Consider the following 24,470-nt stretch of genomic DNA (forward strand, 5'->3'; position numbering starts at 1 on the left):
GAAAGTTAAGGTCTATAGCGCCGATGGTACTGCATGGGAGACTGTGTGGCAGAGTAGGACGTTGCGAGGTAAGTATTAAAGATAGTCATTATGACTGTCTTTTTTTTATACAGAAATTATGAAATAAATAGTATATTTATCATAAGAAGGAGTGCTTTAATTGTATATAAGTGAAACAAAGATTGTAGTAAGATATGCAGAAACAGATAAAATGGGAATTGTTCATCATTCTAATTACTTTATTTGGTTTGAGGCAGGGAGAACTGATTTCATAAAAGGAAGTAATATAAGTTACAGTGAAATGGAGGAAAATGGCATACTAATACCTTTAGCTGAAAGTAATTGTAAATATATTATAGGAGCAAAATATGAAGATGAATTAATCATAAAAACATGGGTTAAGCAACTAACACCTGTTAAGGTAGAGTTTAATTATTCAGTTATCAGAGAAAATGATCAAAAAGAAATTGCTAAAGGAAGTACATTACATGTTTTTGTTAACAATGACTTTAAGATAATTAACTTAAAGAAGGTAAATAAAGAAATATTCAATAAGTTAGAATCTTTAATATAAAATATATCGTGTGAATCTAGAAGATCATATCTTAAATTAAGAATTTTAGATATGATCTTTGTTTTGTAGCAGGTCTATTCATTAACCAATACTTTTACGATTTCTCCAATATAAATTGTATGATAATCTTTTTCAGGATAAATTTTCTCATCAAAAGAAGGATTATCAAAGTTCTCAGGTTTAATTTCTGTATGATACATCTTTTTGCATACTACCACCATTTTTGCTTCTTTAAAGTAAGTATTATTCTCATCAAAAATTGGAGTTAAATTTGCTTTTTCAACTTTGTTATTATCTCTTCCAGAAAGACTTCCACAAATATTTAAAGCTTTTCTATAATCTTCGCTAAAAAATGATAATGTAAATGTATCATTTGAATCTACAAATTGTTTTGTGTAACGTCCAGGTCTAATGTATACAGTAGCTGAGTTTTTACCCCAGAATACGCCTAGTCCTCCCCAACTTGCGGTCATGGTATTGAATTTATTTTCAGTACCAGCTGTGATTAATAACCATTCGTGTCCGATGAGAGTGAATGGATTTATATTTAGGTTTTTAATTTCAATTTCTTTGAATGACATATGCTTGCCTCCTATAAATTTTTTTATTTAATAATTTATACTTATTTTAAAGCTATTAGAATAAAAGTTCAATTACATAATTTTTAATTTTATATAATTACTTAAATCACTTTTTTAGGAAATCGATAAGTGTTTTAGCGGCTATTGACAGATTATTTGAATTTTTATAGATCACACCTATGTATCTGGGAGGGATCTCATCTTTTAGAGGAATTTCTAAAAGGATTTTATTTTCAAGCTCATCATTTAAAAACTCTTTTATAACAGAAGTAATACCAAGTCCCATTTTTGCGCATTCAATTAAAAAATCCATATTGCTGGCTTCAATATCTGGAATGATATTGATATTATGTTTATTAAAATAGCTTTCTATATGTTCTCGTGTAGCGTTAGGATTTTCAAGAAGCATAAAAGATCCTTCAGCTAATGTATCATCAGCAGAATTCAAGTTTAGTTTTTCTAAATAAGTACCACTTGCTACTAAGATATCTTGAATTTTGCAAAGTCTTATAAAATTAAGATCATCTTGGGTGGAAGTAGTACCGATTATGCCTAAATCTAACTTCTCTTCTTGAACTAACTTTATTGTATCCAAAGTAGGTTTATTTATTATCTTGGTCTTAAAGTAAGGATATTCTTTTATAAATTCCCGAAATCTAGGTAAAAAATAATTTTTCCCAATGGTTGTGCTTACACCCAAGTTAATTGTACCAGTTTCTTTATTTTTTAGCTTTTCCAAAATATTCTCTCCAAGGTTAAGTTTATCAAAAGCATTTTCTATGTGATTAAATAATATTTTTCCTTCTGGTGTTAGGGTCACACCTTTTGAACTTCTCGAAAATAAGGTTACATTAAAAGAATTTTCTAGTGTTTTTATTGATTTACTTACAGCAGGTTGAGAAACAAAAAGAATTTCAGCTGCACGGGATATATTCTTACATTTGGCCACTGTGAGAAAGACTTTATAAAGATTTAGATCAAAAATCATAGTATAACTCCTAATTATAGTATTCATAACTAATATATATTTTTATTATACATTAAGACAAGCTAAAATAGTAATAAGCTAGAAAAATATTTGAATTTATATTAAAAATATAAAAGAAAGGAAGAATATATTATGAAGATTGGAATAATTGGAATGGGAGCGATAGGTGGGTATATTGCTGCTATGCTTTGTAGAAGTAAAGAAAATGTTAATGTTGTAGCTTATGGAAAAACATTAAATAAAATAAAGACTGATGGAATTTCATTGAAAAGTGAAATAAATGGAAGTTTTACTGTTTTTCCTACACTTGCAACAGATGATTCAGATGAAATTGGTGTTGTTGACATTATCTTTGTTTGCGTAAAAGGATATTCTTTAAAGGCGGCAGCAAAAGCAATTTTACCTATGGTAGGTGATCATACTTTAATTATTCCTATAATTAATGGGGTAGACGGCGGAAATAAGTTATATTCTTACTTAAGAAAAGGAAAAGTAACAGATGCTATTATGTCAATTAGCTCAAAAATTGAAGGTGATGGAGTTATTAAGCATACTAGCCAAAATACTAGAATATTTATATCATCTAATAAAAAACGCCCTATGTATAAAAGAGATTTAGAACGGATCTATAATGTTTTAACTAAATCAAATATTTTATGTGAGGTAAGAAGAGATGCAGAAATTTTTGCATGGAATAACTACGTATTTAATTGTGCTTTTAATGTAACTGATTCATATTACGATGTGAAAGTAAAAGGAATATTAGAAGATAAAATGAAATTTGAAACATTTTGTAATGTAGCAAAGGAATGTGAAGAAGTTGCTAGAAGTAAGGGAATAAATCTTCATCCTAATATTTATGAGAATGCAATAAGTACACTAAAAAGCTTATCTAAAAAAAGTATAAGTTCAATGCATAGAGATGTAGTATCTGGAAAAAAATTTGAGCTTGAATTATTTTGTGGCGATTTATGTAGGATGGGAAAAGATTTGGGAGTTCCTACCCCTTATACTCAAAAAGCTTATGAAAAGCTAAGAGTTTTACAACCTGTGTAAGATATTCTGAAACACATATAATAGGTATGTAAAGCATTTTCTTAAATAATTCATTTATAGTTCACGAATATGATTATTTAGTTTAAAATAAGATTGATCATTAAAAATTCACTAGTGTGTTATAATATTAGCAACTATAATAGTTTATTATTTTGACTTATTTACGGAGGTGAATTTTTAGTGTGATTTAACTCTTGCACTAAGATATATTATGGATTATAAAAATAAAGTATGCATAATTACTGGAGGAGCTTTAGGGATAGGAAGATGTTTAACAAGAGAATTTTCAAATGTCGGTGCTAAAGTTATCTTCATTGATAAAAATAAAGAAGCAGGGAATGAAAATGTAGAATATATAAAAAGAAAAGGTGGAGAAGTTGAATTCTTTTTAGGCGATATTGCAGAAGAGGATACTTTATATAAGTTTGCAGAGTTTATAATAAAAAAATATAAAAATATAGATTACCTCATTAATAATGCTTGTATTAATAAAAAAGGAATTATTTCTAAATGTTCATATGAAGATTTTAATTATGTACTTAAAGTTGGAGTAACCGCGCCATACATATTAACCCAGTTACTTATGAATAATTTTAATAAAAATGGTGCAATTGTAAATATTTCATCTACTAGAGCCTATATGTCACAATCTGATACAGAAAGTTATACAGCTGCTAAAGGCGGAATTTTGGCATTGACTCATGGTCTTTCTAATAAAGTCAGGGTGAATTCGATTAGCCCAGGTTGGATTGATACAGGTGCTTATTATGATGAAGAATATGTACCAAAGTATAGTGAGAGTGATTTATTGCAGCATCCATCAGGCAGAATAGGGAATCCAAAAGATATAGCGAGAGCAGCTATGTTTTTGTGTAATGAAGAAAATAGCTTTATTAATGGAGAAAATATTAATATAGATGGCGGAATGACAAAACTTATGATATATAACGATGATAATGGATGGAGATATGATAATAATTAGTATTTAATACGTTATAAAAATATTTTAAATCTTATGTATATAGAAGTTATTTTCTATATGCATAAGATTTTTTTTTCGGATTTACATATTTATAATTAGGTGCTGGAATAAACTTCAAATATAAAACATAGTATAAAGTAGAGTAACTAAAGGAGGAATAAGAGATGAATTTTTTACTTACTAAACTAAATGATACTTTTAGGGATAAGAAAGCCTATTTTTTCATTGTACTGATAATGTTTTGTTTAGGAATATCTTTTGGGCTTTACACTGTTAAATATATGGGGGAATCAGATAAAACGGATTTAACAAATTATTTTTTTAGTTTTACTAATTCTATAGGTAGCCATCCTATCAATTATGGAAATTTATTATTCGAGGTTATAAAGAAAAATATACTAATTATTATACCTATATTTATATTAGGTTTAACTTTTTTTGGAGCTCCTGTAATATTAATTTTGGACTTATTAAAAGGTTTTACATTAGGGTATACTTTTTCTTTCATGATAACTACTTTTCAAGGAAAAGGGATTGGACTAGCCTTAATATCTATTGTTCCTCAGAATTTAATATATATTCCATGTTTCATAGCATTAAGTGTTATTAGTTTATCTATGTCTACAGAAAGGTTTAAGGGAAGATTTTTCAAACATGGAAAGATAAAAGATCCTTTTTTAGATGGTGTATTAAATAAATTAATTGTCATCCTAATATTATTTACAATAGGCATATTAATTGAAACTTATATATCACCATCTTTGATAAGATTTGTGGCTAATAAATTCTATTTATAAAACAAAAGATGATTTTAAATAAGGAAAGAAAAATGACGATTTGGTCGAATGCTAATCATAATCAATGGTATAGGAGTTAATAATGATAAATAGTATAAATAATTATAAAAATTATTTGTTTGAGAGTGGTAAAAGTGAGAATACTATATATGCATATGTAACAGATGTTAGTCTCTATTTAAAATTCTTAAATAGAAAAAAGATAGACTTATATGAAAGTGATAAATCAACGGTTATGTCATATATACAAAATCTCACTAATCAAGGAAAATCAGAAAGATCTATAAATAGAATAGTTATAAGTCTAAGGAATTTCTATTCATATTTGAAAAGTGAAACTTTAATTAAGGAAGTTCCTAAAATTGAATATAAGAGTTCAAAAAATAATAGAAAATTGCCACAAATTTTGACCATTGAAGAAGTAGATAAGATAATTAGAATAGTGGAAAAAGACTGCTCAAAAGGAATTCGTGATAATGCATTGTTAGAGTTAATGTACGCTACTGGAATGAAAGTTTCAGAACTTATTGGATTAAATGTAGATGATGTTAATCTTGATTTAAATTTTGTAAAATGTACAGATAACAAGCATTATGAAAGGCTTATTCCTATAGGAAGAAGCGCTTGTAAAGCATTAACAGAATATTTAAGCATAAGATATAAGATTGCACAATGCGGTGTGTCTAATCTTTTTGTAAATCTAAATGGTAATAAGCTCACAAGACAGGGTATCTGGAGAATTGTTAAAGAATACTCTAGAAAAGCTGGTATAGATAAAGACGTTAATTTAAACACTTTCAGACATTCATTTGCTGTTCATCTTCTTCAAAATGGAGCAAATGTTAGGGCTGTTCAGAAGTTACTCGGTAATCAGGTATTAACATATATGGATACGTACTATGAGATAATCAATAATGATAAAATAAACTATATATACATGCATACTCATCCAAGAGCTTGAGAATAGTTATTTGTACAAGAAATTAATTAAAAATATTACGGGAGTTTCCACCCGTTTGCCACCACTTATCAAATTGGTGGCAAGTTTTATTTAAGGATGAATTTTTGTATTTGTAGATTAATATTTATTTATTAAAATTTACAGAAGGAATATTCCAACTTTTGTATAATTAACTTATATGAGAGGAGGCGATATTTATGGTCAAAAAGGAAAGGTGCATATGGATAGCGTAGCCTTTATATACAATTAGTTATATAAGAGGAGGAAGGATTAATGTTATTAAGTTCAATACAGAAATGCTCTAAGTGTGATATAAGTTTTGCATGGGAATACACGACTCCAGAAACAGAAAGAGTATTGAATTTTGAAGGAGAGACTTCATCAATAGCTAGTGCTAAACTAGTAAGTGCTAAAGAAGGGAAATATGATATTAAAGTGAAATGTCCCGAATGTAAAGCTTTAAATAAGTTTTATATTATTGTGCCAAGGTGTAATAATGAGAAATGATATAGAGAGTAAACTTAACTAAGAACTCTAGAAATAGGGTTCTTTTTGACGTTATAAAATTTTATTTTAAATTGATATAGAAAAAGTATAGAAGTAACCTAATAATAATATTTATAGATGATTGTGGTTATAGGTAATTAATGGTATAATCTTAAAAGCAATTTTAATTAATGATAGATGGGGGATGAATTTTTTATGCATTCAGCAAGTACTACAATATTAAGTGCCATACTAATTATAGTATATTTAATATTATCAATAGTAATATTCGCTTTATCAATTTATGCATTTATATTATTTATAAAGCTAGCTAATAGAGGTATAAGAGCGCTTGACATTTATATAGGAGAAAAAGAAGGACATGCAAAGGGAGATTATTATATAAATAGCAATAAATATGAAAATTATTAATAATTATCAATTTTATTGAGAGCATATATAAGCAGGTGAGATAATGAATGATAAAGAAATTGATGATATGTTTTTTAAAATTTATGATTACGAGTGGCTTGACAATCAATATAAAGAAGTAGCTAGAAAGTCGTCAGCGTATATTGGCTTTAGATTGTATATAAAGCTTAAAACACTTATCACTTCGGTTTTAAATATAAAAATATGATATTTATTATAAATAAGATAAACTGTAATAATGCTTTAGCATTATTATTTAAAACTATAAAAACAAAGAGCAACATACATAGGGGTAATATGAATGTTGCTCTTTGTTTTTTATATTATAGGGTAAATATTTATGAAAAAAAGATTTTATTAACTTTATGTACTTATTTTAGTATATCATTGTGTCAGTATGATGGCAGACTAAAAAAATAAAAGAAAAATTATAAATTTCTTAATAGCGGTTTTGGATTTGAATAAATTATTTATGGTTATTTTAAAGTAATATGGAATTAGAATACTAATTGATAATAGTATTGTACATGCTGAGTTAGTATATACTATTAGTAACATATATTAGAGCTTGTAAATAGCTAAATTAGCATAAATAATGTCGTATATTGTAGTGAAGTGATTTTTATGGAAAAGTATACAATAAAACGACAGAAAATATATAGATTATTACAAAAAATTACATAATTTATATTTAAGTCGAACTTCTGTGCAATAAGTAAAACAAATATGATATACTTATAAAAATGTGAATTAATCTAGCTATAGGAGGAAATAAATATATGAGAAAAAATTATAGGTATAATAAAAGTAAAGATAATAACATAAAAAAAGCTAGAATAATTATTTTATTTATGACTATAGTTTTTTTAATAGTCGGAGGTAGCTCTCTCATTGCAGCGAAGTTTTCCAAAAATAGACAAGAAGTACAAGCACTTGATGACACTAAGCAAAGTGGAGATTCAGATTCAAATTCAAATGATAAAAAGGATAACCGAGATTCTCTGAATGTTGAGAGTAATTCAGAAGTAGAAGATTCTTCATTTATTGAAAAGTATTTGAATCAGCAAATGAAGGGGCAAAAGCCAGATGGAGCAGACGGTAAGAAAGTAGTATATTTAACATTTGATGATGGTCCATCGGAAACAGTTACACCTCAAATACTAGATATTTTGAAGTCGGAGAATGTGCATGCAACATTCTTTATTGTGGGAAAATCACTAGATAAAGATGAGAACACTAAAAATATAGTTAAACGAGAATTATCTGAAGGAAATTCTATAGGTAATCATACTTATTCACATAATTATAATTATTTATATCCAAATGGAAAGATAAACTTATCGAATTGTATGTCTGACATTGAAAAAACAAATGAGTCTCTAAAAAAGGTTTTAGGAGAAGATTTTTCAACTAGAGCTATTAGATTTCCAGGTGGGCATATGACTTGGAAGAATAAAGATTCAGTTGGTATGGATACTATGGACAAGGCTTTACATGAAAAAGATTATCATCAAATAGATTGGAATTCATTATCTCAGGATGCGGAAGGTGCACCTAAGAATGCAGAGCAATTAAAGCAGGAAGTTATAAAAACTACAGCAGGAAGGGAAAAGGCAATAATTTTGATGCATGATACTTACGGTAAAGAAGAAACAGCAAAAGCATTACCAGGAATTATAGAATATTTAAAACAACAGGGATATGAATTCAAGGTTATTAAATAGTATTTATTAAGAAAAAGATGAATTTAGAAATTATATTAAAATTCACCTCTTTCTATTTATATAAGAAGATTATTGTAGTCTTGATTTGCAGTTTTATACAAAGGTGATGGAAAAGTTAACTTAAGCTTATCCATCACCTTTTGTATATTCACATAAATTTAAAATGGGACTTTTTAATTATATATATAGTAGTAAATGACTTAAGTCTAAAAATAAAATAGATTGTCATTTGGAAAGTTGAGATATACACTAGTGTTTAGAGAGAAATTCATATTCTTTTTTTCTACCTTAAATTCAATCAATTTTGCATCTTTTTTAGTATTGTTTTTCATATATATAGTAAATTCAAAGGGGTTTTCTATAATAGTATCAATGGTATAAGGAAAAGTATTAATGTTTTCATTATTGTTTGTACATATTTCAATATCATGAGCTCTTATGCAGATATATTGGATATTGTCTGGAATTTCGTCATTAATAACATATTCGTGGCCCCAATTTTCAGCATAAATGGTATTTTTCCCAGTCTTTTTAGCTTTAGATATGTTTTTACATCCTGTTAATGTAGCTTCTGTAAGACTTTTAGGATGTTTAAATAAGTCTTTCTTTTCTCGATTTTCTAAAGAAACTCCATTTTCATAAACAATTATATTGTCGCAAACTCTATAAGCCTCAGCTATATCATGAGTAACAAAGATAACATTACCACTATAATCTTTTACTATAGACATTAATTCTTTTTCTAAATCATTTCTTAAATGTTGATCTAAAGCAGAGAAAGGCTCATCCAAAAGTAAAATATCAGGGGACGTTATAAGTGCCCTAGCTAAAGCTACTCTTTGCTGCTGCCCGCCAGATAACTGCCAAGGATAGCGTTTTTCGAGTCCACCAAGATGTAATCTTTCTATATATTCTTTGATTAAGGATTCCTTTTGATCTTTTTCCATCTTAGAAATGCCTATTTCAATATTATCAATTATATTCATATTAGGAAACAAAGCATAATTTTGAAATAGATAACCGATTTTTCTTTTCTGTGGAGTTAAATTAATTTTATTCTCTGAATCAAAAAAAATCTTATCATTTACAATTATTTTTCCTCTAGAAGGAGTAACTAATCCAGATATACATTTTAAACTCATACTTTTTCCGGATCCTGATGAACCTAAGAAACCTAGAACACCGCTTTTATGTTCAAAATTCACATTTAAATTAAATGAGGAAAGATGTTTTTCTATATTTACATATAATGACATTATCTAGCACCCCTTCCCATAAGCTTTAACTGAACTTCTGACCAATAGTTTAATATTAGAATTAGAAATAATGATAAAGTAACAATTATGATAACCCAAAGAATTGCTTTTTGCATATCTCCACCTTCGGCTGCAAAGAATATTGCAAGTGGCATAGTTTGAGTTTTTCCAGGAATATTACCTGCTAGCATAAGTGTTGCGCCAAATTCACCCATAGCTCTTGCAAAAGATAAAACTAGTCCACCTATAATACCTGGCATGGCTAATGGAATAGCGATTTTATAAAATATTTTAAATTCACTAAGGCCAAGAGTTCTGGCAGCAGAAAGAATATTAATATCTATTTGCTCAAAAGCAGAACGTGTGGTTCTATACATCATAGGAAATGAAACCACTATAGCAGCAATAACCGTAGCACTCCAGCTGAAAATTAAAGAAGTATTAAAGAGATCTAGTAGCTTTCCTATAGGACCATTTTTACCACAGATAAGCAATAAAAAGAAGCCTACAACAGTTGGAGGAAGAATTAAAGGTAAAGTAAATAACCCATCTATTATTCCTTTAGATTTTCCTTTGAAATTTGACATCCAATAAGAAACTATAATTCCTAAAAAGAATGTTATTACTGTTGATAATGTAGCAGTTTTTATAGAAATCCATAAAGGTGAAAAATCCATATTAATTCCTCCTTAAAAGTTAGACAAACTAAAAAATTGTCAAAAAATATAACATAATTCTGTAGCAGTCAATCTAAAAAATTTTAATTATAGTAGATTACAACTGTTAAAAATCAATGCAAAATAGAATAAATATATAATAAAATATTTAAATATGTTTTATATAGTCATGTTTGATAATGTTTAGTTCGGTTTTATTATGATTTTTATAATATTAGCATTAATTCTATAAAAATACAATAGTGTATTACATATGATTAATTTTGTTTTCTTATAGTAAAAAAATAATAGAAATATTATTAAAAAAGATAACTTGAAAATATTTACAATTTAATTGAAAAGATGTATGATATTACCATAAAAATAAATTTGGTATAAAAAATTTTTTTTAGGTAAGGAAATGATTTGTAGAATATATAGGAGATTAATTTAATAATAATATTTCAGAAGTGGATTTTATAGGCTGCTGAATATCATTACAAACAAAGTAGACAAGCATTTATTTCCGTTATAAATATGATTCCAAATAAAATATTAATTAAGATAGGGGAAGAGAATATGAATTTTGATCAAATTAAATCAAAGTCTGAAAACTATAAGGAGGATATGACCCAATTTCTTCGTGATTTAGTTGCAATACCTGGTGAAAGTGCAGAAGAAGAAGGTGTTATAAAAAGAATAGAACAAGAAATGAAAAGCGTTGGATTTGATAAAGTAGAAATAGATCCAATGGGTAATATTTTAGGATATATGGGTACAGGGGAAACTTTAATAGGCTTTGATGCTCATATTGACACAGTTGGTGTAGGAAACAGAGATAACTGGGACTTTGATCCATACGAAGGATATGAAACAGAAACTGAAATAGGTGGACGTGGTACTTCTGATCAATTAGGCGGAATCGTTTCATCTGTTTATGGTGCAAAAATAATGAAAGATTTAGGCCTTTTAAATGAAAAATACACAGCATTAGTTGTTGGTTCAATTCAAGAAGAAGATTGTGATGGACTTTGCTGGGAATATATAATCAAAGAAAGCAAAATCAGACCTGAATTTGTAGTTTCTACAGAGCCAACAGATGGTGGTATCTACAGAGGACAAAGAGGCCGTATGGAAATCCGTGTTGATGTTCAAGGAATTTCATGCCACGGTTCAGCTCCAGAAAGAGGAGACAACGCAATTTACAAAATGGCTGAAATATTAATGAACATTCGTGACCTTAACGAAAATGATGCAGCTGATAATAAAGAAATCAAGGGCTTAGTAAAAATGTTAGATGAAAAATATAACCCGGAATTTAAAGAGGCTAACTTTTTAGGAAGAGGTACTGTTACAACTTCTCAAGTATTCTATACTTCCCCAAGCCGTTGCGCAGTTGCTGACTCATGTTCAATTTCATTAGACCGTCGTATGACAGCAGGTGAAACTTGGGAAAGCTGTTTAGAAGAAATTCGTCAACTTCCAGCTGTTAAAAAATACAATGCAACAGTAAGTATGTATAACTACGATAGACCAAGTTACACTGGTTTAGTATACCCAATTGAATGCTACTTCCCAACTTGGGTAATTCCAGAAGATCATATTGTAACAAAAGCATTAGAAGAGGCATATAAAGGCCTTTACGGCACAACAAGAATCGGTGCTGGTGAAAATGAAGCAATGAGAAAAGCTCGTCCGCTTACTGACAAATGGACATTCTCTACAAACGGTGTTTCAATTATGGGACGTAATGGAATTCCTGTAATAGGATTTGGACCTGGTGCAGAAGCTCAAGCACATGCTCCTAATGAAAAGACATGGAAAGAAGATTTAGTAAAATGTGCTGCAGTTTATGCTGCTGTTCCAACTATATATACTTCAAATAAATAAATATTGTTAGCGAAAATTAAGGGGGATATTAAAATTATGAGTATTGTAGATAAATATGTTAATGCATTAAAAAGCTTAGAAATTGATCAAATGTATAAAAATGACTTTTTTCTTACATGGGAAAAAACTACAGATGAGTTAAAGGCAGTTTATGAAGTTGCAGATGCATTAAGAGAATTACGTAGAAATAACAAATCAACAAGATTATTTGATAGTGGACTTGGAATTTCATTATTCCGTGATAATTCAACACGTACTCGTTTTTCATATGCTAGTGCATGTAATCTTTTAGGTCTTGAAGTACAAGACTTAGATGAAGGTAAAAGTCAAGTTGCTCATGGTGAAACTGTAAGGGAAACAGCTAACATGATTTCATTTATGGCTGATGTCATCGGAATTCGTGATGATATGTATATTGGAAAGGGAAATAAATATATGCATACAGTTGCTGATGCAGTAAAGGAAGGATATGAAGATGGAGTTCTTGAACAAAAACCAACATTAGTAAATCTACAATGTGATATTGACCATCCAACTCAAGTTATGGCAGATATGCTACATATCATACATGAGTTTGGTGGCATTGAAAATTTAAAGGGTAAAAAAATAGCTATGTCTTGGGCTTATTCACCATCTTACGGTAAACCATTATCTGTACCACAAGGGGTTATAGGATTAATGACACGTTTCGGTATGGACGTTTGCTTAGCACATCCAGAAGGCTATGAAGTAATGGAAGAAGTTGAAAATATAGCTCGTAATAATGCTAAGGAATCAGGTGGAACATTCACAAAAACTAATAATATGGCAGAAGCATTTAAAGATGCAGATATAGTATATCCAAAGAGCTGGGCTCCTTTTGCAGCAATGAAAGAACGTACTGATCTTTATTCAGAAGGCGATTCTGAAGGTATTAAAGAATTAGAGAAAAAACTTCTTGCTCAAAATGCAGAACATAAAGATTGGGAATGTACAGAGGAATTAATGAAAACAACTAAAGATGGAAAGGCACTTTATTTACATTGCTTACCAGCTGATATTAGTAATTTGTCATGTGAGAAAGGTGAAGTTGAAGATTCTGTATTTGACCGTTACAGAGTTCCACTTTATAAAGAAGCAAGCTATAAGCCATATATTATAGCAGCAATGATTCTTCTAGCAAAGGTAAAGAATCCTGCAGAAGTTTTAGAAAAAATGGCTCAAAGTGAGGATATAAGATTCAAGGGTTAGGAACTAATAAAAAAATATACACATTTAAAAAGAGCAGCTATGCTGCATATAAGAACATTTTATTTAAAAAGAGCAGCTATGCCGCATATAAGAATATTTCATGGCATATAATTTGAATTTTTATTTTCTTTCTAGTGCCTAAATATTTAAAAAGAGAATTGGAGGGATATATGGTGAGTAAGATTGTAATAGCGTTAGGAGGAAATGCACTGGGAGATACACTAGATGAACAAATGAAATCAGTAAAATTAACTGCTGAAAGTATTGTAGATTTAATCGAAGGTGGAAACCAGGTGGTTATTACTCATGGAAATGGACCGCAAGTGGGAATGATAAACTCAGCAATGGAGTTTGTTAAAAAATCTCAAATACCATTAACAATGTGCGTTGCAATGAGTCAAGGGTATATTGGATATGATTTGCAAAATGCGATTAGGGAAGAACTTTTATCACGTAATTTAAATAACCCTGTCACAACTCTCATTACTCAAACTCTTGTGGATCCTAATGATAACGCATTTTTAACCCCTACAAAGCCAATTGGAGGTTTTTATTCAAAAGAGGATGCTGAAAAATTAGAGAAGACTGGAATAGTGATGAAAGAAGATTCAGGTAGGGGATATAGGCAAGTTGTTTGTTCTCCAAAACCTATTGATATAATTGAAAAGGAAACGATTTTAGAGCTAGTATCGGCTGGAGAAATAGTTATTGCATGTGGTGGTGGTGGAATTCCAGTTATTCAAACAGAAAACAATCATTTAAAAGGTGTACCAGCAGTAATTGATAAAGATTTTGTAGCAGCATTGTTAGCTAAAGAGATAGATGCAGATAGTTTGATTATTCTAACAGCAGTAGAAAAAGTTGCTGTAAACTTTGGTAAACCAAATATTAAATGGCTGGATTCACTTACAGTGGAAGAAGCTAAAAAGTATATTAAAGAAGGCCAATTTGCACCAGGATCTATGCTTCCAAAAGTACAAGCAGCTTTAGAATTTGTTTCTTCAGGAAAAGGAAGGACTGCAATTATTACGCTTCTAAGTAAAGTACAGGATGGAATTCTAGGTAAAACAGGTACTCACTTTAAAATGTAAAGTTAAACTTATGCATTATGCTATAGATAACCCAACTAAGACCTGAACTTATGCATATAACTCGCCGAAATGAATAACATACTTTTGTTCCAGTTTCTAGGTAATTCTGATGGGATTCTAAGGCTATAAAGTTGCACCCAAAGTGCTAGCCTCAAAGGACAAGCTTTGAACTAGCACATTTGGAACAACTTATAGCCAAAGAATCACATCCATCAAAATTACCAATGAAACATTCCACAAAAATATATTACCCATTTCTAGTGGGGATATATTTCATAGTATAAATCTAACTTATAATTGGCTTATCTATATAGATATCCAAAACAAAACTTAGACTTATGAAATAACTCACTGAAATCATAAATATTTTGCTCCACAGCTAGCTGTTGGACATTGTACTCGTTGAGGATATAAGTTTAACTAGAGATTTAGGAGGAGAGGAATACAACTACATATAAGGAATAATCACAAAAATATCAGGCACAATCAAATAAATAACAAGTCTATTTGCCAGCCTATTTTCCATCATCCTACGTTGGCAAATTGACCTAATAGGCCCGCTATGAGGGCAATTCGCCTCCTTGCCTGATGAAAAATATCCATGGCAACTTTGGACTTGTTATTCATTTTCATGTGCCTAAAATGAAAGAAGTGCTTATGAATGATTATTATTAAGAATGGAACTATTGTGACTGAATCAGAAAGTTATTGTTCAGATATTATGATAGAAAATAATAAAATATCTTGTATTGGGGTAAATTTATCCAATGATAATGCAGAAATCATTGATGCTTTGGGAATGTATATAATTCCTGGAGCAGTGGATGTTCATACTCATATGGATTTGCAATCTGGAAATAGTCGATCAATAGACGACTTTTATACTGGAACTGTTGCAGCTGTTTGTGGTGGAACAACAAGTATTGTTGACCATGTAGCCTTTGGTCCTAAAAATTGTACTCTTCGCCATCAAATTGACGAATATCACAAATTGGCTAATGGAAAAGCAGTAATTGATTATGGATTCCATGGAGTAATACAGCATGTAAATGATGAGGTTTTATCTGAAATGGAGTCTTTGGCTAAAGAAGGAATTTCTAGCTTTAAGATTTATATGACATATGATTTTAAACTGGATGACGTCTCAATTTTAAAAGTATTAAAAAAAGCAAAAGAATTGGGAGTAATTATTGCTGTACACGCTGAAAACAATGATGTTATAAATTACCTTAGAGAAAATTATGTTTCAAATGGCTGTTTAGAAACAATATATCATGCAAAATCACGACCAGACCATTGTGAAGCAGAGGCAATTAGCAGAGTGCTACATCTTGCAGCATTGGCAGGAGATGCCCCAATTTATATTGTTCATATTTCTACTGAAAAGGGATTGGATGAGATAAGAAAAGCAAGAGCGCAGGGGCAAAAGAATATTTTTTCTGAAACTTGCACTCAGTACCTAACAATGACAGAGAAAAAATATCTTGAGCCAGACAATAATGGACTAAAATATGTAATGTCTCCACCTTTGCGTCAAAGTAATGATATTGCTGCTCTATGGAAAGGTGTACAAGATGGTGTAATTAATATAATTGCTACTGATCATTGTTCATTCAATCTAAAGGGTGACAAACAAAAGGGTATTAACGATTTTACAAAATGCCCTAATGGAGCTCCTGGCGTTGCTGAACGAGTAAGGGTAATTTTCTCTGAAGGCGTTATGAAAAAGAAAATTTCAATTAAGCGTTTTGTAGAACTTTTATGTACAAATCCTGCAAAGATTTATGGACTTTATCCTAAAAAGGGTTCTTTGATTCCAGGTGGGGATGCTGATATTACTATAATTAACCCAAATTCTGAGTATACTCTTACAAGAAGTATGCTTCATGGAGCTGTAGATTACACATGCTTTGAAGGCATGACATTAAAGGGAGATATTGATATTGTAATACAGAGTGGTAAAGTAGCTTATAAAAATAATAAGTTTTTAGGGAAAAAAGGTGATGGAAAATTTATTAAGAGAAAAGTAATTGAATAATAGTATATTGTTTATTTAATATATTAAGCACAGTGGCCACAATAGTTGGTTGTATGCTTTGAATTATAACAAAACATATTTATATTGTAATGTAAATATAAGATGATAAAGGAGATTTAAACATGAATGTATATGATGATTTGGATTTTTTTAAAAGGCTTATTAAAGGGATTGCGGAAGAGTTTGGTCCAAACTGTGAAGTTGCGATTCATGATCTAAAAGCAGGATATGAACATAGCATTATAGCGATTGAAAATGGTCATGTTACAGGACGTAAAGTTGGGGATGTTGCATCGCGAATTGCAATGGAAACAATTCACTCAAATCTTCAGCATAAAGACCATTATAGTTATAGTACCCGTACAAATGACGGACGTATTTTGAAATCTACTACTATATGTATTCCAGATGAAAATGGTAAAGCGAAAGCACTTCTTTGTATTAATTATGATATCACTCAGCTAATGGTATCTAATAAGATTATAGAAGATTTTGTTTCAATAAAGGAAGTAGAACGCAGTGATGAAGGTGATGTTACAATTCCAACCGATGTTAATCAACTCCTCAAAGATTTAATTGAGGAATCGTATCAATTAATTGGAAAACCTGTTGCGGTTATGACTAAAGAAGATAAAATGAAAGCCATTAAATATTTAGAGAGTAAAGGTGCGCTTTTAATTAAAAGATCGGGAGATAAAATTTCAAAGTTCTATGATATTTCAAAATATTCACTTTACAGTTATTTAAATAACAATGAGGATTAAATATATTACTGTAAAATATTTGAAAGGATTAATAAAAAATTTAACAATTAGTCTTTCATTCTGTAGATTATTAATTTAATAAGTAATAATTCTGTGTAAATCAGATATATATAATAATGGAACTCATATGTAAAATAAATAAGCTTAGAAAAATGTATTACTGACATATATAAATTGATTGAAAAATACCAATATATGGAATATAATTAAAATTGATCAACTAGTCAGTTAGTAATAATAAAAACAAGAAAGGACTAGTTCGTCAAATTGACAATATAGTAAACGTTTCCTTATTAATTTATATTTAATGCATAAAAGTGAACCTTTGATCATTAGTAATGTATATTTTGGGTACATGAAAGAAAATTACATTTTTGAATGTGCCTTATTAGGAGGTCTTGTGATGCAAGATGAGTATATTGTTAAAGGCAATATTATTTTTACTAAAGAATTAGGTAAATATGAAATATTTGAAAGTGGATATATTGTTATTGATGGTAAATTTGTTAAAGGTGTTTATAAAGAGCTGCCTGAAAAATTCAGTAAACTGAAGATTTTAGATTATGGACCTGCACTTATAATACCAGGATTTATTGACATTCATTCACATGCACCGCAGTTTCCTAATTTAGGATTAGGATTAGATAAGGAACTTATGCCATGGTTAGATTCATATACCTTCCCAGAAGAAAAAAAATATTCAGATATAGACTATGCAAAAAAAGTGTATTCTGCTTTTGTAAGAAGTTTATGGAGATATGGTACTACTAGATCTTGCGTTTTTGCTACCATTCATAAGAATTCAACAAAGTTATTAATGGATTTGTTTGAAGAAGCAGGATTAGGTGCATATGTAGGAAAGGTTAATATGAATAGAAATGCACCAGAATATTTATTAGAAAGTACGGAGGAGTCCATTCATAATACTAAAGAACTATTAGATGAATATGGGCAAAAATATGAATTAGTGAAACCTATTATTACACCAAGGTTTGTTCCAACATGCAGCTTTGAGCTCTTAAAAAGTCTTGGGGAATTATCAAAAAAATATAATGTTCCAGTGCAATCTCATTTGAGTGAAAATTTGAGCGAAATCAGTTTTGTGAAAAAACTACATCCCAAATTAAAAAACTATGCAAGTGTCTATAATGAAGCGGGATTGCTTGGAGATCTTCCTACTATAATGGCCCATTGTATTTGGTTAGAAGAAGATGAAATTGAACTAATGGTGAGAAAAGAAGCTTTCGTTGCTCACTGCCCTAATTCAAATAGCAATTTATCAAGTGGTATTGCGCCTATTCGAAAATTGATGAAAAAAGGTTTAAATATAGGACTTGGAACAGATATATCAGGTGGTCACAGTGTATCGATGACTAATGTAATTGCTAGTTGTGCTCAGGTGTCAAAGTTAAAATGGCTAGAAAGTAATAAAGCAGACAAGCCTTTAACTACAGCAGAATTATTATATTTGGCAACAAAGGGCGGAGGAAAAATTTTTGGTAAAGTGGGAAGTTTTGAAGAAGGATATGAATTTGATGCCTTGATTATTGACGATAGCAGTCTATCCATCTTTAAGCCATTGTCAGTAGAAGAAAGACTAGAAAAATTTATTTACACTGGTGATGACAGAAATATTAAGGAAAGATATGTAGCAGGTAAAAAGATAGAAGAACCGAAACAATATTGAATTTTTTTATATAAAAATTTGATTAACTAGTCAATAAGTACTAGCTTGTATTTATCTATATAATTTAAACAGAAAAAAATAGAAAATAGGGGGATTATTTATGAGTGATAAAATGCAACGCATTCATTTTGAAAAAATGTTAACTTGGATTACTAGAGAGTTAAAAGAAAAAGAATCTATTTTTGGCGTGCATAAAGATAAATTTTATTATAATGAAACTGGAAAATCAATTACTTTATTTAATGAGAAACTTTCATCACCACTTGGACCGGCAGCAGGCCCAAATTCCCAATTAGCACAAAATATTGTTTGTGCATATCTAACTGGAAGTCGTTTTATTGAATTAAAAACAGTACAAGTTATCGATGGAGAAGATATTACAGTGTCTAAACCTTGCATCAATGCACAAGATGAGGGTTACAACGTAGAGTGGTCTACAGAATTAAAAGTGTCAGAAGCCTTTGATGAATATGTAAAAGCCTGGTTTTTACTTCATGTCCTAATGAAAGAGCTCAAATTTGCAAAGGAAAGAGATTTTATGTTCAATATGAGCGTAGGATATGACTTGAAAGGCATAAAATCTTCTAAAATTGACACTTATATTAAAGGGATGCAAGACGCATCGTCTACAAAAATTTGGACAGAATGTCAAGAAACACTTCTTTCTCATATAGATATGTTTTCTGAATTTACAAAGGAAGATTTGGAAAAAATTTCACCAACTATTTGTTCATCTATTACGATCTCAACACTTCATGGTTGTCCTGCTAATGAAATTGAAAGCATTGCTAGCTATTTTCTTGAAGAAAAGAAATTAAATACTTATATTAAAATGAATCCTACATTACTAGGTGAAAAGTTTGTTAAAGAAACTTTAACAGCCATGGGATATGACTATATAGTTTTTAATGGACATCATTTTACAAATGATTTGCAGTACTCAGATGGAGTTGCAATGCTAAAACGTTTGAAGGCGGTCGCAAATAACTTGAATTTAGAAATAGGAGTTAAACTAACTAATACACTACCAGCTAAAATTACTAATAATGAATTACCAGGAGAAGAAATGTATATGTCTGGACGTGCATTATTTCCACTATCCATATCTTTAGCAAGTAAATTAGCTAAAGAATTTAATGGTGATTTACAAATTTCTTATTCAGGTGGGGCTGACTTCTTTAATATTGATAAAATATTATCTACAGGAATTAGTCCAATAACATTTGCAACATCTATCTTAAAGCCAGGTGGTTACGAAAGAATAACTCAAATGGCTAAAAAAGTTGAGAAACAGCTTAATGGTAAAATTTCTGGAATTAATGTAGAAATTCTGGAGGACATAGTCAAGGAAACTATTAATGATAAACATTATCGAAAAGAACTACGACTTGTTAATAGCAGAAAACTTAATTCTAACCTTCAGTTTTATGATTGTGCAGTTGCACCTTGCTCTGTAGGATGTCCAATTAATCAGCAAATCCCACAATATACAGCTTTAGTAGGACAAAAAAAATATGATGAGGCTTTTTCAATAATTGCCATAGATAACGCATTACCGGCTATTACATCAACTATTTGTAATCATAAATGCCAGACTAAATGTACTAGAATTGATTATGATGAATCTGTTTCAATCAGAGATTTAAAACAAATTGCAGTTTTAAATGCACAGGATAAATTTATTGAGTCTATTGAACCAACAGATATTAGAACCGGGAAAAAAGTTGTTATTATTGGAGCTGGTCCTGCAGGTCTTTCATTAGCTCTTTTCTTAAGAAGAAATGGTGTAGATGTTACTGTAAGGGATAAAAAGGAGAGTGCATTGGGTGTTGTAGAACATGTTATACCTGAGTTTAGAATTTCTTCTGAAATGATTAAAAAAGATTTGGAAATGGTTAAAAAGCAAGGAGTAAAATTTCAATTTTGTATAGATGAAAATATTAATTTGAAGGAATTAAAAAAGGAATATGATTATGTAGTGTTGGCCATAGGAGCATGGAAACCTGGAAAAATTTCATTAAGCGATTGCGATAATAAAGCAATTAATGCTATTTCATTTTTAGAAAAATATAAGAAAAAAGAAGGAAAGATTGCTTTAGGTAAAAAAGTTTGTGTTATTGGGGGAGGAGATGTTGCCATGGATGCAGCACGCTCAGCTAAAAGAGTGAGTGGTGTTGAAGAGGTTTCTATTATATATAGAAGAACCAAAAAATATATGCCAGCGGATAATGAAGAAATAGAACTTGCTATTTCTGAAGGTATTTTACTTAAAGAACTCCTTACGCCAATTTCTATTAATGATGGAAAACTTACTTGTGAAAAAATGATTTTAGGTGATAGAGATGCATCCTTAAGAAGAAGTTCTGTAGGTACTGGAGAAATAACAACATTAGATGCAGATACAGTTATTATAGCAACAGGTGAAAAAATTGATAGTAATTTATTAAGACAAAATGAAATAAATTTGGATTCTAATGAATTTCCTATTGTTAACGAAAAATTAGAAACAAATATTGCAAATGTATATATCATTGGTGATTTAAAAAAAGGTCCATCTACAATTGTTAATGCAATAGCAGATGCAAAAATAGTTACAAAAGATATTCTAACAAAAGAAGGTTTGAGTTCTGATTTTAAGCAAAAAGGTTATTGTACTGATGAAAAGATATTATATGGAAGGAAGGGAATATTAGGAGATTCAAAGTCTTGTGAAGAAGAAGCTGATAGATGTTTAGGGTGCAAGAACATTTGTGAATTATGCGTTGATGTTTGTCCTAATAGAGCAAACGTAATGATTAATGTAAACAGTGATTTTGTTTCTAATCATCAGATTATACATTTAGATGGTATGTGCAATGAGTGCGGTAATTGTGGTATTTTTTGTCCTCATAAAGGAAATCCATATAAAGATAAAATAACAGTTTTTTGGAGTAAAGAAGATTTTGAAAATAGTGATAACAAAGGATTCTTTATTGAAAATTTAGAAAAAGGCATTTGTCTAGTAAGAACTGAAGAAAGCGATATTATAAGTTATACTGCTTCGCAGCAATCAGAAGTTTCAAAAGAAATGGCTAGTCTAATTCAAACGTGTATAGATAAGTATGATTATATGCTTTAGGCATGTGAAAATAAATAACAAGTCCAAAGTTGCCATGGATATTTTTCATCAGGCAAGGAGGCAAATTGCCCTCATAGTGGGCCTATTATAAGTGAGAGTCCAAATCTTGTATTTGCTTTCTCGAACTTAGTTAAATTGCGCATGCGATTTAACCTCCTTTAATGATGGAAAATAGGCTAGTAAATGGACTTGTCATTTTTTGAATGTGCCTTAGTATTAAAAATTAAATAGATAGCAAGCGAAGAGGTTATGTACCATTACAAGAGGGGGAGTGTATGGCAAGGATTTAGAAAATTGAAACAACAATAAGGCACATGAATTTGTTATTTATTTGATTGTGCCTAACACTAGCTATAATTTTAAGGAGGACATTTCATGAAAAAAGATGTAACCAAACAAAAACCATCATTTTTGGAGAGTTATTTTCACTTGGAGGAAAATAACTCAAATGTAAAGACAGAAATACTTGCTGGAATTACTACTTTTGTTACAATGGCATACATTATATTTGTTAATCCTAATATATTAAAAATAGCTGGTATGAATTCTGCAAATGCAGTAGGAGATGCAGCAGCACAGTTTAGTGTAGGCTCTGATCCAATAGTATCATCAGTTTTCGTAGCTACTTGTCTCGCAGCTGCCATTGGCACATTAATAATGGGGCTGTATGCAAATCTTCCTTTTGCTCAGGCTCCTGGTATGGGTCTTAATGCATTTTTTACGTATACTGTATGTTTAACCTTAGGTTTTACATGGCATCAGGCTTTATCATGCGTATTCATGTCAGGTGTATTATTTATACTTATTACAGTAACATCCATACGAGAAAAGATAGTTGATGCAATACCTCAAAATCTAAAATATGCAATTTCCGGAGGTATTGGACTCTATATAGCTCTTATTGGATTGAAATCTGGTGGTGTAGTAGTGTCAAACCCAGCAACACTAGTTGGATTCGGAAACTTTGCAAATCCAGGAACACTGCTTACTATAATAGGAATCATAATAACTGCTGTTCTAATGGCTAGGGGTATTAAGGGCTCAATTTTAATTGGAATAATTTCAACTACAATAATAGGAATTCCATTCAAAATCACATCACTTGAAAATTTACATGTTTTCAGTGCACCACCATCACTTGCTCCTACGTTTGCAGCATTTGATTTTGCAGGACTTTTTTCAAAAGGAGGCACATCAATAGGAGGCGCATTTCTTAGCGTTATAATGGTTGTTATAACTATTTGTTTAGTCGATCTTTTTGATACTATCGGAACTCTTGTAGGTACAGCTACAAAAGCAGGAATGGTTGATGAAAATGGTAAGGTTTTAAGAATGAAAAAAGCATTGATTTGTGATGCAGTAGCAACAACTGCTGGTTCAGTTTTAGGGACAAGTACCATTTCAACATATATTGAGTCTACAGCTGGTGTTTCAGAAGGAGGAAGAACTGGACTTACTTCAACAGTAGTGGGAATATTATTTATTTTATCATTATTCTTCTCAGGCCTTGTTGGTATAGTTCCAGGACAAGCAACAGCTCCAGCCCTTGTAATAGTAGGTGTTTTAATGATGTCAGCAATTGTTAATATAGATTTCAGCGATTTTACAGAAGCAGTTCCAGCTTTTTTTGCTATATCATTAATGGCTTTTTCTTATAGTATAGCTAATGGAATTGCAGCCGCTATGATTTTTTATCCAATAACAAAAATAGCTACAGGCAGACAAAAAGAAATCCATCCAATAGTATATATACTTGCAGTATTATTCATTCTTAGATATATTTTACTTCCCTTTGAATAAAATCATGGAATAGTAACTTATATACCAGTTAATGATTATTAGGAAGCATATTATGAGTTAAAACAATAGTAATCGCAAAACTTGGGAGATAAGTTAAAATGTCTGTGCCAAATAAGGTAACTAGGTGTTTAGATTTAATAAGCCACATTCAAAAAGTAATCATAGCAACTTTGGACTTGTTATTTATTTTCATGTGCCTAAAACAAGCTATAGCACCTAGTTCAGCTAATATGACATTTTCTATTAAAGATAGAACAAGTATCTGTAAGTTTGTAATATTCACTACTGGGAGAGTTTACAGGCGGTAATTATTGGATAAGAGGAAAATCAATTGGATAAACATAAATTTCTACATAATA

General features: G+C 30.1%; 22 protein-coding genes. 18 read left to right on the forward strand and 4 right to left on the reverse strand.

Going from position 1 to position 24,470, the window contains the following annotated elements; genetic code table 11:
* The first annotated feature begins 160 nt into the window (after positions 1–160).
* Positions 161–574, forward strand: a complete 414-nt coding sequence (locus L3B96_RS21965) for a thioesterase family protein (RefSeq protein ID WP_012058188.1) — start codon at positions 161–163, stop codon at positions 572–574.
* Positions 575–648: 74 nt separating this feature from the next.
* Here the strand turns inward: L3B96_RS21965 and L3B96_RS21970 are convergent, their stop codons facing one another.
* Positions 649–1,155: a flavin reductase gene (locus L3B96_RS21970; protein ID WP_012058189.1), complete on the reverse strand. Its 507-nt coding sequence runs from the start codon at positions 1,153–1,155 to the stop codon at positions 649–651.
* Between the two features lie 106 nt (positions 1,156–1,261).
* Positions 1,262–2,143, reverse strand: coding sequence for a LysR family transcriptional regulator (locus L3B96_RS21975; protein ID WP_238948576.1), 882 nt, complete (start codon positions 2,141–2,143; stop codon positions 1,262–1,264).
* Between the two features lie 132 nt (positions 2,144–2,275).
* On the opposite strand from L3B96_RS21975, the gene L3B96_RS21980 reads away from it, so the two are divergent.
* The 8 genes from L3B96_RS21980 (at position 2,276) to L3B96_RS22015 (ending at position 8,581) form a co-directional block, all read left to right on the forward strand.
* Positions 2,276–3,199 carry a 2-dehydropantoate 2-reductase gene (locus L3B96_RS21980; protein ID WP_012058191.1) on the forward strand — a complete coding sequence of 308 codons (924 nt, stop codon included), beginning with the start codon at positions 2,276–2,278 and terminating at the stop codon, positions 3,197–3,199.
* Positions 3,200–3,410: 211 nt separating this feature from the next.
* Complete coding sequence (locus tag L3B96_RS21985; protein WP_238948577.1) at positions 3,411–4,181, forward strand: SDR family oxidoreductase; 771 nt, start codon at positions 3,411–3,413, stop codon at positions 4,179–4,181.
* A 164-nt stretch (positions 4,182–4,345) separates the two neighbouring features.
* Positions 4,346–4,978 (forward strand): stage II sporulation protein M, encoded by a 633-nt coding sequence (gene spoIIM, locus L3B96_RS21990; RefSeq protein ID WP_012058193.1) that lies wholly within the window; start codon positions 4,346–4,348, stop codon positions 4,976–4,978.
* A gap of 82 nt (positions 4,979–5,060) precedes the next feature.
* Positions 5,061–5,939, forward strand: a complete 879-nt coding sequence (locus tag L3B96_RS21995) for a tyrosine-type recombinase/integrase (protein WP_012058194.1) — start codon at positions 5,061–5,063, stop codon at positions 5,937–5,939.
* Positions 5,940–6,212: 273 nt separating this feature from the next.
* Positions 6,213–6,446, forward strand: coding sequence for a hypothetical protein (locus L3B96_RS22000; RefSeq protein WP_238948578.1), 234 nt, complete (start codon positions 6,213–6,215; stop codon positions 6,444–6,446).
* 195 nt (positions 6,447–6,641) lie between these two features.
* On the forward strand, positions 6,642–6,857 hold the full coding sequence (locus L3B96_RS22005; RefSeq protein ID WP_238948579.1) for a hypothetical protein: 216 nt from the start codon (positions 6,642–6,644) through the stop codon (positions 6,855–6,857).
* A gap of 43 nt (positions 6,858–6,900) precedes the next feature.
* Complete coding sequence (locus L3B96_RS22010) at positions 6,901–7,065, forward strand: hypothetical protein (RefSeq protein WP_017212905.1); 165 nt, start codon at positions 6,901–6,903, stop codon at positions 7,063–7,065.
* 571 nt (positions 7,066–7,636) lie between these two features.
* Complete coding sequence (locus L3B96_RS22015) at positions 7,637–8,581, forward strand: polysaccharide deacetylase family protein (protein ID WP_012058195.1); 945 nt, start codon at positions 7,637–7,639, stop codon at positions 8,579–8,581.
* A 206-nt stretch (positions 8,582–8,787) separates the two neighbouring features.
* On the opposite strand, the gene L3B96_RS22020 is transcribed toward L3B96_RS22015, so the two are convergent.
* Positions 8,788–9,837 carry an ATP-binding cassette domain-containing protein gene (locus L3B96_RS22020; protein ID WP_012058196.1) on the reverse strand — a complete coding sequence of 350 codons (1,050 nt, stop codon included), beginning with the start codon at positions 9,835–9,837 and terminating at the stop codon, positions 8,788–8,790.
* Positions 9,837–10,520 carry a molybdate ABC transporter permease subunit gene (gene modB / locus L3B96_RS22025; RefSeq protein ID WP_085953359.1) on the reverse strand — a complete coding sequence of 228 codons (684 nt, stop codon included), beginning with the start codon at positions 10,518–10,520 and terminating at the stop codon, positions 9,837–9,839. The genes L3B96_RS22020 and modB overlap by 1 nt, the downstream gene beginning before the upstream one ends.
* A 552-nt stretch (positions 10,521–11,072) precedes the next feature.
* Here modB and L3B96_RS22030 point away from each other — a divergent pair.
* The 9 genes from L3B96_RS22030 to L3B96_RS22070 all read left to right on the forward strand — a co-directional run bounded on the left by L3B96_RS22030 (position 11,073) and on the right by L3B96_RS22070 (position 24,419).
* Positions 11,073–12,383, forward strand: coding sequence for a YgeY family selenium metabolism-linked hydrolase (locus L3B96_RS22030; RefSeq protein WP_238948580.1), 1,311 nt, complete (start codon positions 11,073–11,075; stop codon positions 12,381–12,383).
* A gap of 36 nt (positions 12,384–12,419) precedes the next feature.
* Positions 12,420–13,613 (forward strand): knotted carbamoyltransferase YgeW, encoded by a 1,194-nt coding sequence (gene ygeW / locus L3B96_RS22035; protein ID WP_012058199.1) that lies wholly within the window; start codon positions 12,420–12,422, stop codon positions 13,611–13,613.
* A gap of 170 nt (positions 13,614–13,783) precedes the next feature.
* Positions 13,784–14,704, forward strand: a complete 921-nt coding sequence (arcC, locus tag L3B96_RS22040) for a carbamate kinase (protein ID WP_238948581.1) — start codon at positions 13,784–13,786, stop codon at positions 14,702–14,704.
* Between the two features lie 661 nt (positions 14,705–15,365).
* Positions 15,366–16,742: a dihydropyrimidinase gene (hydA, locus tag L3B96_RS22045; protein WP_238948582.1), complete on the forward strand. Its 1,377-nt coding sequence runs from the start codon at positions 15,366–15,368 to the stop codon at positions 16,740–16,742.
* Positions 16,743–16,864: 122 nt separating this feature from the next.
* Positions 16,865–17,506 (forward strand): helix-turn-helix transcriptional regulator, encoded by a 642-nt coding sequence (locus tag L3B96_RS22050; RefSeq protein ID WP_012058202.1) that lies wholly within the window; start codon positions 16,865–16,867, stop codon positions 17,504–17,506.
* 403 nt (positions 17,507–17,909) lie between these two features.
* Complete coding sequence (guaD, locus tag L3B96_RS22055) at positions 17,910–19,193, forward strand: guanine deaminase (protein WP_238948583.1); 1,284 nt, start codon at positions 17,910–17,912, stop codon at positions 19,191–19,193.
* 100 nt (positions 19,194–19,293) lie between these two features.
* Complete coding sequence (gene ygfK, locus L3B96_RS22060; RefSeq protein WP_238948584.1) at positions 19,294–22,311, forward strand: putative selenate reductase subunit YgfK; 3,018 nt, start codon at positions 19,294–19,296, stop codon at positions 22,309–22,311.
* A 375-nt stretch (positions 22,312–22,686) separates the two neighbouring features.
* On the forward strand, positions 22,687–24,111 hold the full coding sequence (locus L3B96_RS22065) for an NCS2 family permease (RefSeq protein WP_012058205.1): 1,425 nt from the start codon (positions 22,687–22,689) through the stop codon (positions 24,109–24,111).
* A 98-nt stretch (positions 24,112–24,209) separates the two neighbouring features.
* Positions 24,210–24,419, forward strand: a complete 210-nt coding sequence (locus L3B96_RS22070; protein WP_238948585.1) for a hypothetical protein — start codon at positions 24,210–24,212, stop codon at positions 24,417–24,419.
* Positions 24,420–24,470: the final 51 nt, after the last annotated feature.

This window comes from Clostridium sp. YIM B02569 (assembly GCF_022320765.1).
Lineage (GTDB): Bacteria > Bacillota > Clostridia > Clostridiales > Clostridiaceae > Clostridium > Clostridium beijerinckii.